This window comes from Pacificibacter sp. (assembly GCF_039769035.1).
In the GTDB taxonomy this organism is placed as follows: Bacteria; Pseudomonadota; Alphaproteobacteria; order Rhodobacterales; family Rhodobacteraceae; genus Celeribacter.
Window position 1 is genome coordinate 1 of sequence record NZ_JBDMZG010000040.1, and the last position, 14,587, is coordinate 14,587.

The following is a 14,587-nucleotide window of genomic DNA, read 5'->3' on the forward strand; positions in this document are numbered from 1 at the left end:
AACCCAATGGATCTCAAGCGCGGCATCGATCTTGCAACAACAAACGTTGTTGAAGCGATCAAAGCGGCATCACGCGAAGTGAAAGATACAGACGAAGTTGCACAGGTCGGCACAATCTCTGCCAACGGTGAAGCTGAAATCGGTCGTCAAATCGCAGACGCGATGCAAAAAGTTGGCAACGACGGTGTGATCACTGTTGAAGAAAACAAAGGCATGGACACTGAAACAACTGTTGTTGAAGGCATGCAGTTCGACCGTGGTTTCTTGTCTCCTTACTTCGTCACCAACCCAGACAAAATGGTTGCTGACATGGAAGACTGCATCATCCTCTTGCACGAAAAGAAACTCTCTTCTTTGCAAGCTATGGTGCCACTCCTCGAGTCTGTGATCCAATCTCAAAAGCCACTTCTCATCATCGCTGAAGATGTTGAAGGCGAAGCTTTGGCAACACTCGTTGTCAACAAATTGCGCGGCGGCCTCAAAATCGCAGCTGTGAAAGCACCTGGTTTCGGCGATCGTCGCAAAGCCATGTTGCAAGACATCGCGATCCTTACTGGCGGTCAAGTGATCTCCGAAGATCTCGGCATGAAGCTCGAAAACGTCACTATGGACATGCTCGGTTCTGCTAAGAAAGTCTCCATCACCAAAGACGAAACAACAATCGTTGAAGGCGCTGGCGCAAAAGCTGAAATCGAAGCACGTGTGGGTCAAATCCGCGCGCAAATCGAAGAAACAACATCTGACTACGATCGTGAAAAACTCCAAGAGCGTGTTGCGAAACTCGCAGGCGGCGTTGCAGTGATCCGCGTTGGCGGCATGACTGAAGTTGAAGTGAAAGAGCGCAAAGACCGCGTTGACGACGCTTTGAACGCGACACGCGCTGCTGTTCAAGAAGGCATCGTTGTTGGTGGTGGTGTTGCTCTGGTGCAAGCTGGTAAAGGCCTTGAAGGCTTGGAAGGCGAAAACTCAGATCAAAACGCTGGTATCGCAATCGTACGTCGCGCGATTGAGGCGCCTTTGCGTCAGATCGCTGAAAACGCTGGTGTTGACGGTGCTGTTGTTGCTGGCAAAGTGCGTGAATCCGATGATCTCGCATTCGGCTTCAACGCACAAACTGAAGAATATGGCGACATGTTCTCCTTCGGCGTGATCGACCCTGCCAAAGTGACACGTACAGCGTTGGAAGACGCGGCGTCTATCGCTGGCTTGCTCATCACAACCGAAGCTATGGTTGCTGAAAAACCATCCAAAGATGGCGGTGCCGGTGGCGGCATGCCAGACATGGGCGGCATGGGCGGCATGGGCGGCATGATGTAATCAGCCGGTCATCTGACTGACACAATTCGAGACGGGGGGTGCTTTATGCGCCCCCCGTTTTTTTGTAACTGCAGGTGAATTTCCTCGGCGAAGAAAAAAGAAGGCCGACAAATAGCATGTCAAAATGGAACGATTTTTGTCTTGTGATCTTTGCAAGAACTCGCGATCACTAGGAAAACACCGGACCTTTCCTATGAACCTTCGCCCCGTTACCGCTGCCGATGATTTGAGCCTGTCCATCTTCTTGGACAGCGAAACTGGCGACTCACACTTGTTTCAAACCGTAAAAAGTTTGCGCGCCGCCGACATGATCGCTTTGGAGCGGCTTGTGGTCCAGGAGGGTAAAATTCTTGGCTATTTGTGCTGCGCCAAAATGGTTGAGCCCGCAGACTGGTGGGTCTTGGTGTCCATGGTGGTCTCGACGTCGCGTGGTCGCAAAGGCATGGGCCACGAAATGATTTCTCACGGCATAAACCTCGCGCGCCGCGAAAATGCACCTGCGGTTTTGGTTCTCGGAGATCCGGCTTATTACGCGCAAGTGGGATTTTCGCAATCCGCCGCGCGCAATCTCGACATGCCATTTGGCAAAGCGTTCACATCTCTTTACCCAATTGAGGCTGGAACTGAACTTTCCTCACACACATTGGTCTATCCGCACGCCTTAGCCCCCTTAGGCGAGCCCGCTGGGACATAGTCATCGAAGGTTTAGCTGAGAATGACTTCCAGCGGATCGTAAAGCGGGTGCGGTGTCGGATGAAAAGCCGCCTGCGCCAGCGTGCTTGGTTTGACATTCATCCGCGCCAAGTCGCTTTCGCTTGCCCATGTGTATTTGCTGACAACGCCCGCGACGTCTTGCCAGTTTGGATCAAGCTCGCCTTTGACAATCGAACAGTGAAACAGCAAGTCAACTTGGTGAAACCCGCTTTTGGGGTCGTGAAATTCGTTGACCAAAGCCAGCGCACCCACAGCCACGGTCAATCCCGTCTCTTCAAAGACCTCGCGGATCAAGTTTTCTGGGATGGAGCGGCCGCGTTCAACGCCGCCGCCCGGTGCGCACCAAAGCCCCAAACGGTGCTTGGCAAAGGCATTCACGAGCAACACTTTATCGTCGTGAACGATAAGGGCGCGCGCCGCCAAGCGGGGGGATAGATTTGGTGTGGACATCCCTCAGCATGCGCATGCACAGTGCACAGTGCAAGCCTGTTGATCCCCAAAACAAAGCTCTTACATGTCACTCATGAGAAAAACCGCCATAGCCGCCCTTGTTTGGGGCGCAATCTTCGCGCCACTTCAATTACTGGCCAATCAAACCAGCGTGCCAAATGGTCTGTCGCACGCAGCAACAGACGACAGCGGTTGCGTGATTTTGCTGCATGGCCTTGCGCGGACAAAATCGTCAATGCTGAGCGTGCAAAAAACGTTGGAACACAAAGGCTATACGGTCGTGAACCAAGGTTATCCGTCACGCAGTGGCGAAATCGGGCCATTGGCGGAGGCCGCCTTAACATCCGCGCGCGCAGAGTGTGGCGCAGACCCGACGCCAGCGGTGGTGACCCATTCTATGGGGGGCATTTTGTTGCGGGCTTACGCCCAAGCGCATCCGTCGGTTGAGTGGGGGCGTGTGGTGATGTTGGGGCCGCCAAATCATGGCTCAGGCATCATTGACGCACATGGGGATAAAGCCTTGTTTCAATGGCTGAACGGACCAGCGTCCTTGCAACTCAAATCCGGCGGGCTGCCAGAGACGCTGCCGCCCGTGCCGTTTGAAACAGGGATCATCGCAGGCAGCCAGTCGTTGAACCCCGCCACATCTGCGCTTGTTGAGGGCGACGACGACGGCAAAGTGTCTATCGCCTCGACCCGTGTTGAGGGCATGTCAGATCATATCATTTTACCCGTGACGCATACGTTCATGATGCACAATCCACGGGTGTTGGCGCAGGTGGTCACGTTCTTGCGAGAGGGCGCATTTGTGCATGATATGTCGATGACGCAGGCCTATACTGTCTTGAAATAGGCCTCGCGCGCATCGGATTTTTCATGAAACTGTTCTGGCTCACCGCCCTTGCCATGGTGGCTTTCGCTGCCAATTCGGTGCTCACGCGCGTGGCGCTGACCACTGGCTCTGACCCATTTGCCTTTGCGGCTTTGCGTGTCGTCACCGGCGCGATCATGCTTATCGTGCTTGTGCGCTTTCGCGGAGCCATGCCAGCACTGAACTTGCGCCGCCGCCTGGCGCCCGTCGCGGCGCTGTCTGTCTATATGCTAGGTTTTTCAATCGCTTATCTGTCCTTGCCTTCAGGCGCAGGGGCGTTGATTCTGTTTGGCGCGGTGCAACTGTCGATGTTCGCTGGCGCGGTGATTGTCAAAGAAACCGTCCCGCCGCAACGCTGGCTTGGCGGCGTTTTGGCCTTAAGCGGCCTGTCCTATTTGCTTTGGCCCGAGGCCGATAGCACCTTTGCCCTGCTTGCCACGCTGGCGATGATTTCGGCGGGCGTCGGGTGGGGCGTGTATTCCCTGATCGGGCGCAGTGCGCGTGATCCCTTGGCGGATACCGCGATGAATTTCGCTCTGGCCGTGGTGCCCACGGGGTTGGTGTGGGGCATCACGCAAGGCGCGTTGACACCCTCTGGCATTGTGCTTGCGGCGATCGCAGGCGCTGTCACTTCGGGGCTGGGCTATGCGTTGTGGTATGCGATTTTGCCACGCCTTGGCGCCAGCCGTGCCAGCGTGGCGCAATTGTCCGTGCCGATCATCGCCATGGCGGGAGGGTTCGTATTTTTGGGGGAAGAGATCACCGTAAAATTCGTGATCGCAAGTGTCTTGGTGCTGGGTGGGATCGGCGTCTCGATGCGCCGATCCTCAAAAGCTTAAGCGGCGCCAGTTATTTTGTTCACATGGCCCATTTTACGGCCCTTTTTCACATCGGCTTTGCCATACATGTGGATCGCGACAGAACCATCTTTGGCAAACTCAGGAATGCGGTCCACGTCGTCACCGATCAGGTTGAGCATTTCAACATTTGAGTGCCGTTTGCCGTCGCCCAAAGGCCAGCCCACAACCGCGCGGATGTGCTGTTCGAACTGATCAATCACACAGCCGTTTTGCGTCCAGTGACCTGAGTTGTGCACGCGTGGGGCGATTTCGTTGACCACAAGGCCTTGTTTTGTCACGAACAATTCCACGCCCATGACGCCGACATACTCAAGCTCGTTCAAGATCTTCGCCGCCAAGAGCACCGCATCCATCCGTTGGGACGCGGTCAAGTTGGCCGGAACCGTGGTGGTGTGCAAAATGCCATCTGTGTGAACGTTTTCGCCAGGATCAAAGCAAGACACATCGCCCGCTTGACCGCGTGCTGCAATCACAGACACCTCGTGTGAAAAATCCACGAAGCCTTCCAAAACGCTTGGCGCGCCTGCGACATCGGCAATGGCTTTTGGCGCGTCTGCTGCATCCATAATCCGCGCTTGGCCTTTGCCGTCATATCCGAACCGGCGGGTTTTCAAGATCGCTGGTGCGCCAATCTCGGCGATGGCTTTGTCCAAGTCTTCGGCTGTGTCCACAGCCGCGAAAGGCGCAATGTTTAGGCCTAAACCTGACAAGAATTCTTTTTCCGCAACCCGATCTTGCGACACAGCCAAAGCGCGGCGGTTTGGTCGGATCGGTTTGATGGATTCGAGCAAGTTCAACGCAGATGTTGGCACGTTTTCAAATTCATAGGTGATCACATCGACAGAGGCTGCAAAGGCTTTGAGAGCGGCTTCGTCTTCGTATGATGCGGTTGTGACCGCGTCCGCGACCTGACCTGCAGGCGGGTTGGCTGCGGGTTCAAAAATGTGGGTTTTAAACCCAAGACGCGAGGCCGCGACAGAGAGCATACGGCCCAATTGACCGCCGCCAAGGATGCCAATCGTGGCATTCGGTGCGAGAACATCAACCATCTGTTGGCTCATCCGGAATAGAGGCTGCCAAAGCATCGCGCCATGCATCCAAACGTTCAGCAAGGGCGTCGTCAGACGTTGCCAATATGCCAGCAGCCATCAGGCCAGCATTGGCGGCACCGGCTTCGCCGATTGCCATGGTGGCAACTGGGAAACCTTTGGGCATCTGAACGATGGAATACAAGCTATCCACACCAGACAAGGCACGGGTTTGCACCGGCACGCCGACAACAGGCACGCGGGTCTTCGACGCCATCATGCCAGGCAAATGCGCCGCACCTCCAGCGCCCGCGATGATCACTTTGAGGCCACGCTCAGCTGCCGTTTTGCCATAAGCCCACAGGCGGTCCGGTGTGCGGTGGGCAGAAACGATTTTGGTTTCATAGGCCACGCCCAGTTCATCCAAAATATTCGCTGCAAGTTTCATAGTGGGCCAATCCGATTGGCTGCCCATAATAATGCCGACTTTGACGCTCACGATGCTGTCCTCATTGGTGCCTTGAGAGAAGGGCGCACTATAGCGGGGATCGCGCGGGGTGCAATAAAATGCGCCGCTAAACCGCGCTTTAGGCGATGATGTCTGGGGTCATTTGGTCTTCAAGCCGTGCAATACGGTCCTTGAGCACCAATTTTTGACGCTTCATCCGCTGAAGTCGCAGCGCATCGGGCATTGGCAGGGCCTGAATCGCGTCGATTGCCTCGTTCAAGTCGCCGTGCTCGCGCTTGAGTACCGCCAGCTTTACGCGCAGCACGTCTTCGAGGTCCATTTTGGAGGTCATGTTCATAGCTTGGTTTGCGACTCAATGTTATTTATTGAGGCCATTCTACGCGCAAATGCTTAATTCTCAAAGCCTTGTGGTCTTTGTCTTGAAGCGTGCGCCATAATCCCCATATTGTTACAGAAGGCCGCCAAACTTGGGGCCAAATTTGCACAGTCGCTTAAGTGAAAGGGCGTGTTCATGACGAAAATGACATTTGGATCGCATCCGTTTTTGCTGGGATTCGATCAACTGGAGCGACTGGTGGAACGCACTGCCAAGTCAGATTCTGGCGGGTATCCCCCGTATAATATCGAGCAAACTTCTGACAACGCATATCGCATCACTTTGGCTGCTGCGGGATTTTCTGAGCAAGACTTGTCCATCACGCTTGAGAATCGCCAGTTGGTGATCCGTGGTCGCCAAGTGGACGATTCAGAAGGTCGGCTGTTTTTGCACCGCGGGATCGCTGCGCGCCAATTCCAGCGGTCTTTCGTGTTGGCGGACGGCGTGGATGTGGCTGCCGCCATTATGGAAAACGGCTTGCTGCACATCGATCTGTCGCGCACGACACCTGACAGTGTCGTCGAAACTATTGAAATCAAAAGGGGATAAGCACATGAACGCAACTTTCGACAATATTCCAAGTGTGGACGAGAAAATCGTTTATGTGCGCTCAGTTTTGGTGGCGGACCTGCCTGATGAGGTGCGCGAAAAGGCGGGTGATATGGAACGGATTTACTCTGTGCACAATGCCGACGGTGATCGGATGGCGCTTGTGGCTGATCGCAAACTCGCGTTTGATCTGGCGCGAGAGCACGACTTTTCGCCAGTGAATGTTCACTAAATAGAAGTTGTACTTGATTTAACCTATTGGCTAAGAGCCTCCGACGGGAAGGTCTTGGCCAAGAAAAAACTGGCGAAAGCCTGGTTTTGGCACGGTGTCAGGCGTCTCTTTGAGGCCCGGCCAAATGCCATAAGTGTCGCGAAAATAGTCGATGCAAGCACTGTCCGCTTCAAGGCGGCCATGGCCTTGGTAAACATATTCCACAAGGCGTTCTGAATAATGTGCGCTATAGGGCGCGGCGTGAGACGTTGCGTCCACGAGCATCCAAATTGGTACATTGTTTCGCGTTAAATGCCCAGATAACCAAGGGTCGTCCACAGTCCATAGGATGTCGGGTATGTCGAATACTTCTTTTGGGAAAAATTCTGGCCGCACCAATGCTCCACGGTATCCTTCAAGAATATCAACATAGCCGTCTTGAATGTATGAGTTTGGTTTGACCAAGCCGAGCGTTAACAAGCGCAGCAATCGGTAGCTGAGTGTTTTACGGCGGCGCAAAACGCGCGGCTGCAGGCGGTCTTCTAAGGCATAGCGGTGCCCTAACTTGCGACTGTCCAGATCGTAGCCTTTGCTCGCAATGCATGCGTTTGGGTGGTTTTTGCGCGCCTCAAAAAACCTCGCAGCCCATGTGGGTTCGTAAGGCAAGTCATCATCACAAAAGAGAATTTCTGTGTCTTCGCCGCGGTGATCCAGAACCGTAGGCAACACTTTGGTCGCAGGGCCAAAATCGTGATCGCACCAATGAACCGTGACACCTTCGGGCAAGGGCGGTAAAGATGGAAGCTCTCCGGGAAATCGCCTGTACTCACGTGCAAGATTGAGACGCACTTCATCAATGTGGTGCGATTGATTTAACAGGTCGTGCAGCGTGTTCCCGATCTTGTCAAAGCGGGGTGGGATCGTGGTCAATGATATAATTGTGCGAGACAAGGGGCGTTTCCTAGCGGGTCGAGGGTGCGATCGATGAGCGCTTGCTTCTCATGTGTATTGCGCTTGTCGTTGGTGTGTCTAGCGGCTTTTCGTATTCATTTGGTGGCGTTTTTAGAGCGATTTTCTAAAGCTCAAATGGATTTTTGAACCGCACAAGTCGTTGAAATCGTTGCCGTCACATGGATGGGCTAATGTGGTTTCGAACGACTTACGACTGACCATGCCGTCGGTGAGTGTGTCAACGCGTTCCGATTGAGGGGCATCGGAGCACAAAAAAAGCGCCCCAATCAAATGATCAGGGCGCTTTAAAGGCGTCGTTAAAATTGCAGCGGCGGCTTAGTTGCCGGCGATGAGGCCCAAGCTTTCCAGTTTGAGGATCACTTGGTGTGCGCAGTTGTCGACGTCGTGACCGACAGTTTCAACGCGCAGTTCAGGTGATTCAGGAATGTCATAAGGATCAGAAATCCCTGTGAATTCTTTGATTTTGCCTTCGCGAGCCAGTTTGTAGAGACCTTTGCGATCGCGTTTTTCACACTCTTCGATGGATGTGGCGACGTGCACTTCAACGAAGGCACCAAACGCTTCGACATCTTCACGCACAGCGCGGCGTGTTGTTGCGTAAGGCGCGATCGGCGCACAGATCGCGATACCACCGTTTTTGGTGATCTCAGACGCAACATAACCGATGCGGCGGATGTTCAGATCGCGGTGCTCTTTGGAGAAGCCAAGCTCGGAAGACAGGTTTTTACGCACGATGTCGCCATCGAGCAAAGTCACCGGACGACCGCCCATTTCCATCAATTTGACCATCAAAGCGTTGGCGATTGTGGATTTGCCTGAGCCAGAGAAGCCCGTGAAGAAGACGGTGAAGCCTTGTTTCGCACGTGGTGGTTTTGTGCGGCGCAATTCTTTCACAACTTCTGGGAAAGAGAACCACTCAGGGATCTCAAGGCCTTCTGCCAAGCGGCGGCGCAATTCTGTGCCAGAGATGTTGAGGATCGTGACGTTGTCTTTGTCTTCGATCTCGTCAATCGCTTCGTATTGTGCGCGCTCGTCAACCCAAACCATGTGTTTGAAGTCGACCATTTCGATGCCCATTTCTTCTGCGTGCTCGCGGAACAAATCTTGCGCATCGTATGGGCCGTAGAAATCTTCGCCTTGTGAGTTGGAGCCAGGTCCAGCGTGGTCGCGACCAACGATGAAGTGTGTACAGCCGTGGTTTGCGCGGATCAGACCGTGCCAAACAGCTTCACGTGGGCCAGCCATACGCATCGCCAAGTTCAACAATGACAAAGATGTTGTGGATGATGGGTATTTATCAAGCACAGCCTCGTAGCAGCGTACGCGTGTGAAGTGGTCCACGTCGCCTGGTTTGGTCAAGCCAACAACGGGGTGGATCAAAAGGTTCGCTTGCGCTTCTTTGGCTGCGCGGAATGTCAGCTCTTGGTGCGCACGGTGCAATGGGTTGCGTGTTTGGAACGCAACAACACGACGCCAGCCCATTTTGCGGAAGAAGGCGCGCAATTCGTTTGGTGTTTCGCGGCGGGCGCGGAAATCGTAGTGCACAGGCTGTTGGATGCCAGTCACAGGACCGCCCAAGTAGATTTTGCCAGCTTGGTTGTGCAGGTAGTTCACAGCAGGGTGCGCATCGTCGTCAGCGCCGAAGACTTTCACAGCTTCATTCGCTTTGTTTGGCTCCCAGTTGTCTGTGACAGTCATGGTCGCGAGGATCACGCCCTCTTGGTCGCGCAGCGCAATGTCTTGGCCCACTTCCAATTTGCCCGCGAATTCTTCGTTCACGTCCAAAGTGATTGGCATTGGCCACAAAGACCCATCCGCCAAGCGCATGTTTTCAACAACACCGTCGTAGTCTTCTTGGGTCAAGAAGCCTTTGAGAGGGTTAAAACCACCGTTCATCAACAACTCAAGGTCGCAGATTTGGCGCGGTGTCAAATCCCAGCTGACAAGATCAGCGGCTTCGACTTTAAGTTTTTGTGCACTCTCATAAGAGACGTAAAGCTCTGGAATAGGAGCGAGGTTGTTTTCCATCGGATAAGTCCTGTGTTTGAGCGGAACCAAGCTGCTGTTGGTGCCTGTGAGTTCCGCGTGCAAAGAATTGTATTCTGCAAGTTTGCGCGCCAGAAAGTGGTCGGTGAGGCGGGATTTTTCAGCGCCGCCACGAGAAGTCAGTGAATAGGCAAAGCGTTGACGTTTGTCGGGGCCATTGCGGTTTGAAACGCTGATGAAACCCGCTTCTGTCGCGTCCTTAATCAATGCATTGAGCCGTCCCAAAGACACGCCGATCGCGGCTGCAATCGTGCGCTGAGATGCATCCGACGCCAAATCAAGTTGGCGCAAGAGTTTGAAGAGCTGGTCTTCATCATCAAATTTGGTTTTGGCAGTTGTCAAAATAGGGTCCTGCGACTCAAAGTGTGTTCACGCGTGAACGCATCGCATAAATTTGCGCCGAGGCAAAGGCTAATTTGGGGGGAACTTTCGATATTTTTTGGCGTTGCGGCATTGCAACGGTGGCGGGGCGATGTCTGTCAGCCGTAAAAGGTCGCGCTTTTATAGGAAAAGGGCGAACGCCTCGTCAGCATTCGCCCCTTGTTGTTCTGATCATCCCGTAGGTCGCAGTCCCAAAGTGACTGGGATCTGTCGCGACTGGTGAGCGTCTTAGTCTTCTTGTTCGGCCAAGAACCGTTCTGCATCAAGCGCCGCCATACAGCCCATGCCAGCCGAGGTCACAGCTTGGCGGTATGTGTGGTCGGTCAAATCGCCAGCCGCGAAAATACCGGGGATTGAGGTCATTGTCGTCCCTGGTGTCACTTTGACATAGCCGCCATTGTGCGTTTCCAGAACGTCAGACACCAATTCGCTCGCAGGGGCGTGGCCGATGGCAACGAAAACACCTTTGGCGGGAATGTCTTTGATCTCGCCGGTTTTGACGTGTTTCGCACGTACACCGTTGACGCCCTTCATTGGGGCCTCATCACCGTAGACTTCGTCAAGCTGGTGATCCCACAGCACTTCGATCTTTTCGTTCTTGAACAGGCGCTGCTCAAGAATTTTCTCACAACGCAGGCTGTCGCGGCGGTGGATCAACGTCACTTTTGAGGCGAAGTTGGTCAAGAACAGCGCTTCTTCAACAGCCGTGTTGCCGCCGCCGATCACAACGATCTCCATGCCGCGGTAGAAAAAGCCGTCACAGGTTGCACAGGCGGACACGCCGAAACCCTTGAAGTTTTCCTCGGATTCAAGCCCAAGCCATTTTGCCCGCGCGCCAGTCGCCAAAATCACCGCATCGGCCGTGTAAGTCGTGCCGCTGTCGCCCATGGCCACAAATGGGCGCACAGTTGTGTCCAAGCTGGTGATGATGTCTTGCTTGATCTCACAGCCCATGGCTTCGGCATGCTCTTGCATGTTGACCATCAGCTCTGGACCTTGAATTTCTTTCTCGCCAGGCCAGTTTTCCACTTCCGTGGTCGTGGTCAATTGCCCGCCTGGCTCGATACCTTGCACCAAGAGCGGCGACAGCATCGCACGCGAGGCATAGACGCCCGCTGTGTAGCCGGCAGGGCCAGAACCGATGATCAGAACTTTGGTGTGTTTGGTCTCAGACATATCTGTCCCTCGCGTTGTCTTATCTCGTTGCACTCGATATAGACACGCTGTCTCAAGGACGCAAACCCCACGAGGCATTCTCTTGATCAACTGTCCGTATATTTCGCTCAATTTGTGAGCGGAAAGTCACTGCTTTTGGATTTGCTTTGCGGAATGTTCTTGAATTTATGCGCCCTAAATGAGACACATCCTTGCGCACACAGGGCCTTTTGTAATGCATTTGCAAAACGTTCTTGGTTTACCCTACGTCCGGAGAATTGAATGGCTGTCCATAAACTTGATGAAATAGATCGCAAGATTTTGGCAGAATTGCAGGCTGACGGGCGTATGACCAATGTTGAATTGGCCAAACGCGTTGGGATTTCCGCGCCGCCCTGTCTGCGCCGCGTGCGCACACTTGAAGACAGCGGTTACATCACGGGCTATCACGCGGTGGTGGATGCACGTGCCTTGCAGTTTGAAGTGCAAGTTTACGCCATGGTGGGTCTGCAAAGCCAAGCCGAGGTGGATCTATCCGCTTTCGAAGAAAAGTGCCGCGAATGGCCGCTCGTGCGCGAATGCCACATGCTCAACGGCGAAGTGGATTTCATTTTGAAATGTGTCGCGCCGGATCTGTCGACGTTCCAAACCTTTTTGACGTCAGAATTGCTGTCCACACCCAACGTGGCGAGCGTGAAAACCTCTTTGGTGATTCGTGGTGCGAAAGATGAACCGGGCGTTCCATTCGACGTGCTCGAAGCGCGTTTGGCGCAAAACGCCTAAAGACCTCGCAGCAAGGGGCCGCATGCCCTGCGCAGCAATGCCAATTCACACCATGGATTACAGACGAATGGTCGACAGCAATCGACCATAGTCGGCTTCCTTTTTGTGCACAGACCGGCGGTAGGAATAGAACCGATCTGGGTCAGAATAGGTGCAATGGCGCGTCCATCCCGCATGACCCACACCCGCCGCACGCAGTTTGTCCAACCCAAAAGACGGCAGATCAAACATATAACGGTCGTCCTGCCCATTGGTGAAAAACCGCACGTTTTCAGGATCGGCGGCAAGGAAACTGTCCAAGAATTCTGGCCCAACCTCATAGGCGCTTTGCGAAATGCTTGGTCCGATGATGGCGGAAATATTCTCGCGTTTGGCGCCCAAAGCTTCCATTTCGTCCACGGTGTTTTCCAAAATGCCGTCAATCGCACCGCGCCATCCGGCGTGGGCCGCACCAATAACACCCGCCTCTTTGTCCGCAAAAAGAACGGGTTGGCAATCGGCCGTTAGAATAGCCAAAGCCAAACCGGGTTGGTTTGTAACCAAAGCATCCGCTTTCGGTGTCTCGCCAGAAAGCGGTGCCGTCACGCGTACAACATCGTTCGAATGCACTTGATGCACGCCACACAGATGCGTTTGATCGACCCCCATGGCGGCTGCCACGCGGCGGCGGTTGATGGCCACGATGTCAGATTGATCGGTTGAGCCAAAGCCGCAATTGAGCCCTGCATAAACACCAGAAGACGCGCCGCCTTTGCGCGTGAAAAACCCGTGGTCAATGCCGTCCAAAGCTTCGGCTGTGATGACTTCTAAGTTCATATCAAACTGGACTTTCATGCTAGGCTCTATGCTGGGGTCGTAAATCCGGGTGGCAACAAAGTGGCGTTCGGCGCAATTGCAATGGCTTTGAAAAGCAAGCCCATTTTATCGGGGCTGGTCAACCTCTCAAATGCAGCAATGTGGGATTTCAAGGCATCCTCATCCATCGTCATGCTGAGTTTTTCAGCGCGTTGCACAATTCCAAGCTGCGCCAAAAGCTCCCCTTGAGGCACCATACGGGACGCGGTTGCGCCAGCCGCTTCGGCCTCACGTGCCAAGGCCTCAAAATCCACATGCGCGGTCAGATCCGCGGCACCCGGTCGTGCCAAAGGGTCAACCATTTCATGACGTTCCAGCGCCTGAAATGTGTCCCCACGTGCACGCCAATCGCCATAGTCGATCACAATCGCAGCACCACCGTTCACAGCAATGCGGCGCGCGATCTCATCCATAATCGGCGCGCTCGACGGGCAGATTTCAACAACTTCGCCTTCGGAAGTGTCCTCAAGGCGATGATCCAGCAGTGCAATCGGGGCAGGCTGGGACAGGCCCAAGGTCAGCACATTATCCACAAGGCCCACTTGCGTTTCACACCATCCCTTTGCGTCGCGCACAAATTGGCGGATGGGCAGGGCGTCGAAAAATTCGTTTGCGATCAAGAACAACGGCTGATCAGGCAGCTCTGCCACGGTGTTGACCCAGTTGACGTCGAACCCTGCAAGTCGTTGCTGTTGCTTGGCTTGCAAGGTGGGCGAGGCCTCGACCAAGGTGATCTGTAGCCCTGCGTGAAACTCGGGCACAGCTTTGGTCGCGCGCAAAATGTCTGCCATCAACGTGCCGCGACCGGGGCCTAGTTCAGCCAGTGTGAACGGGGCAGGGCGGCCTTGATCTATCCATGCTTGGGCCATGCACAGCCCCATGAGTTCGCCAAACATCTGGCTGATTTCAGGCGCTGTGGTGAAATCGCCCTCCGCCCCCAAAGGGTCGCGGGTGGTGTAATAGCCGTGCTCAGGGTGCAAAAGGCAATCGGCCATGTATTCCGCCAAGGAAATCGGGCCAGTTTTGGAAATGCGCCGCGCCAACAACTCGGCCATTGGGGTTGCGTGTGTCTTAGGCATGGCGCTTGGCCCGCACGACAAGAAAGACCCCGAACGCAATCATCGGCACGGACAAAAGCTGTCCCATCGACAGGCCAACAAAGACCTGCCCCAGCGGTGTTTCAGGTGTGATAAATTGCGCATCGGCTTGGCGGAAGAATTCTACGATAAAGCGTGAAATGCCGTAGCCTGCCAAGAATAGCCCTGCAATCATGCCTGGCTTTTTCAACGCGTTGAAGCGCCAAACAAGTACCAAAAGCAAGCTGCCGAGCAACAGACCTTCCAGCGCTCCTTCGTACAGCTGAGAGGGGTGGCGTGCGCAGTATGACGTGGCTGTGGCACAAGATTGAGCTGCATCTCCGGGGAAAATAACACCCCAAGGCACATCCGTCGGGCGGCCCCAAAGCTCTGCATTCACAAAGTTAGCGATACGCCCCAACAGCAACCCAACCGGTGCGGACATCGCCAGCAGATCTGCCAAGGACAACAGGG

At 54.3% G+C, this 14,587-nt stretch carries 17 protein-coding genes; 7 read left to right on the plus strand and 10 right to left on the minus strand.

The annotated features are described in order from the left end of the window. Positions 1-1,317 (plus strand): chaperonin GroEL (gene groL / locus ABF287_RS04120; RefSeq protein ID WP_347183757.1); only part of this gene is annotated, 1,317 nt, incomplete at its 5' end. 193 nt (positions 1,318-1,510) lie between these two features. After that, complete coding sequence (locus tag ABF287_RS04125) at positions 1,511-2,011, plus strand: GNAT family N-acetyltransferase (RefSeq protein ID WP_347183758.1); 501 nt, start codon at positions 1,511-1,513, stop codon at positions 2,009-2,011. Positions 2,012-2,022: 11 nt separating this feature from the next. Here ABF287_RS04125 and ABF287_RS04130 read toward each other — a convergent pair whose 3' ends face one another. Beyond that, complete coding sequence (locus ABF287_RS04130; protein ID WP_347183759.1) at positions 2,023-2,481, minus strand: NUDIX domain-containing protein; 459 nt, start codon at positions 2,479-2,481, stop codon at positions 2,023-2,025. 64 nt (positions 2,482-2,545) lie between these two features. Here ABF287_RS04130 and ABF287_RS04135 point away from each other — a divergent pair, with 64 nt between their 5' ends. Together ABF287_RS04135 and ABF287_RS04140 are read left to right on the plus strand one after the other, a co-directional pair. Then, a complete protein-coding gene (locus ABF287_RS04135) occupies positions 2,546-3,334 on the plus strand; it encodes an alpha/beta hydrolase (protein ID WP_347183760.1) in 789 nt (262 codons plus the stop codon). A 23-nt stretch (positions 3,335-3,357) separates the two neighbouring features. Beyond that, on the plus strand, positions 3,358-4,191 hold the full coding sequence (locus tag ABF287_RS04140; protein ID WP_347183761.1) for a DMT family transporter: 834 nt from the start codon (positions 3,358-3,360) through the stop codon (positions 4,189-4,191). Here ABF287_RS04140 and ABF287_RS04145 read toward each other — a convergent pair. The 3 genes from ABF287_RS04145 to ABF287_RS04155 all read right to left on the minus strand — a co-directional run bounded on the left by ABF287_RS04145 (position 4,188) and on the right by ABF287_RS04155 (position 6,046). Beyond that, the gene (locus ABF287_RS04145; protein WP_347183762.1) at positions 4,188-5,261 is read right to left on the minus strand and encodes a 5-(carboxyamino)imidazole ribonucleotide synthase; all 1,074 of its coding nucleotides are present in this window, start codon (positions 5,259-5,261) and stop codon (positions 4,188-4,190) included. The genes ABF287_RS04140 and ABF287_RS04145 overlap by 4 nt on opposite strands. Then, complete coding sequence (gene purE / locus ABF287_RS04150; protein WP_347183772.1) at positions 5,254-5,742, minus strand: 5-(carboxyamino)imidazole ribonucleotide mutase; 489 nt, start codon at positions 5,740-5,742, stop codon at positions 5,254-5,256. The genes ABF287_RS04145 and purE overlap by 8 nt, the downstream gene beginning before the upstream one ends. Before the next feature lie 85 nt (positions 5,743-5,827). Beyond that, positions 5,828-6,046, minus strand: coding sequence for a DUF465 domain-containing protein (locus ABF287_RS04155; protein WP_347183763.1), 219 nt, complete (start codon positions 6,044-6,046; stop codon positions 5,828-5,830). A 174-nt stretch (positions 6,047-6,220) separates the two neighbouring features. On the opposite strand from ABF287_RS04155, the gene ABF287_RS04160 reads away from it, so the two are divergent. Then, positions 6,221-6,634 (plus strand): Hsp20 family protein, encoded by a 414-nt coding sequence (locus ABF287_RS04160; RefSeq protein ID WP_347183764.1) that lies wholly within the window; start codon positions 6,221-6,223, stop codon positions 6,632-6,634. 4 nt (positions 6,635-6,638) lie between these two features. Continuing rightward, positions 6,639-6,866, plus strand: coding sequence for a DUF1150 family protein (locus tag ABF287_RS04165; RefSeq protein ID WP_347183765.1), 228 nt, complete (start codon positions 6,639-6,641; stop codon positions 6,864-6,866). Between the two features lie 30 nt (positions 6,867-6,896). On the opposite strand, the gene ABF287_RS04170 is transcribed toward ABF287_RS04165, so the two are convergent. The 3 genes from ABF287_RS04170 to trxB all read right to left on the minus strand — a co-directional run bounded on the left by ABF287_RS04170 (position 6,897) and on the right by trxB (position 11,420). Further along, the gene (locus ABF287_RS04170) at positions 6,897-7,796 is read right to left on the minus strand and encodes a glycosyltransferase family A protein (RefSeq protein ID WP_347183766.1); all 900 of its coding nucleotides are present in this window, start codon (positions 7,794-7,796) and stop codon (positions 6,897-6,899) included. 336 nt (positions 7,797-8,132) lie between these two features. After that, positions 8,133-10,205 carry a bifunctional sulfate adenylyltransferase/adenylylsulfate kinase gene (locus ABF287_RS04175; RefSeq protein WP_347183767.1) on the minus strand — a complete coding sequence of 691 codons (2,073 nt, stop codon included), beginning with the start codon at positions 10,203-10,205 and terminating at the stop codon, positions 8,133-8,135. Between the two features lie 267 nt (positions 10,206-10,472). Then, positions 10,473-11,420, minus strand: a complete 948-nt coding sequence (gene trxB / locus ABF287_RS04180; protein ID WP_347183768.1) for a thioredoxin-disulfide reductase — start codon at positions 11,418-11,420, stop codon at positions 10,473-10,475. Positions 11,421-11,681: 261 nt separating this feature from the next. Here trxB and ABF287_RS04185 point away from each other — a divergent pair, with 261 nt between their 5' ends. After that, positions 11,682-12,182 carry an Lrp/AsnC family transcriptional regulator gene (locus ABF287_RS04185; protein WP_347183769.1) on the plus strand — a complete coding sequence of 167 codons (501 nt, stop codon included), beginning with the start codon at positions 11,682-11,684 and terminating at the stop codon, positions 12,180-12,182. A gap of 57 nt (positions 12,183-12,239) precedes the next feature. Here the strand turns inward: ABF287_RS04185 and pgeF are convergent, their stop codons facing one another. The 3 genes from pgeF to lgt form a co-directional block, all read right to left on the minus strand. After that, on the minus strand, positions 12,240-12,998 hold the full coding sequence (pgeF, locus tag ABF287_RS04190) for a peptidoglycan editing factor PgeF (RefSeq protein ID WP_347183773.1): 759 nt from the start codon (positions 12,996-12,998) through the stop codon (positions 12,240-12,242). Positions 12,999-13,024: 26 nt separating this feature from the next. Then, complete coding sequence (locus ABF287_RS04195) at positions 13,025-14,116, minus strand: SAM-dependent methyltransferase (protein WP_347183770.1); 1,092 nt, start codon at positions 14,114-14,116, stop codon at positions 13,025-13,027. After that, positions 14,109-14,587: prolipoprotein diacylglyceryl transferase (gene lgt, locus ABF287_RS04200; RefSeq protein WP_347183771.1), on the minus strand; the 479-nt coding region annotated here is incomplete at its 5' end. The genes lgt and ABF287_RS04195, both read right to left, overlap by 8 nt.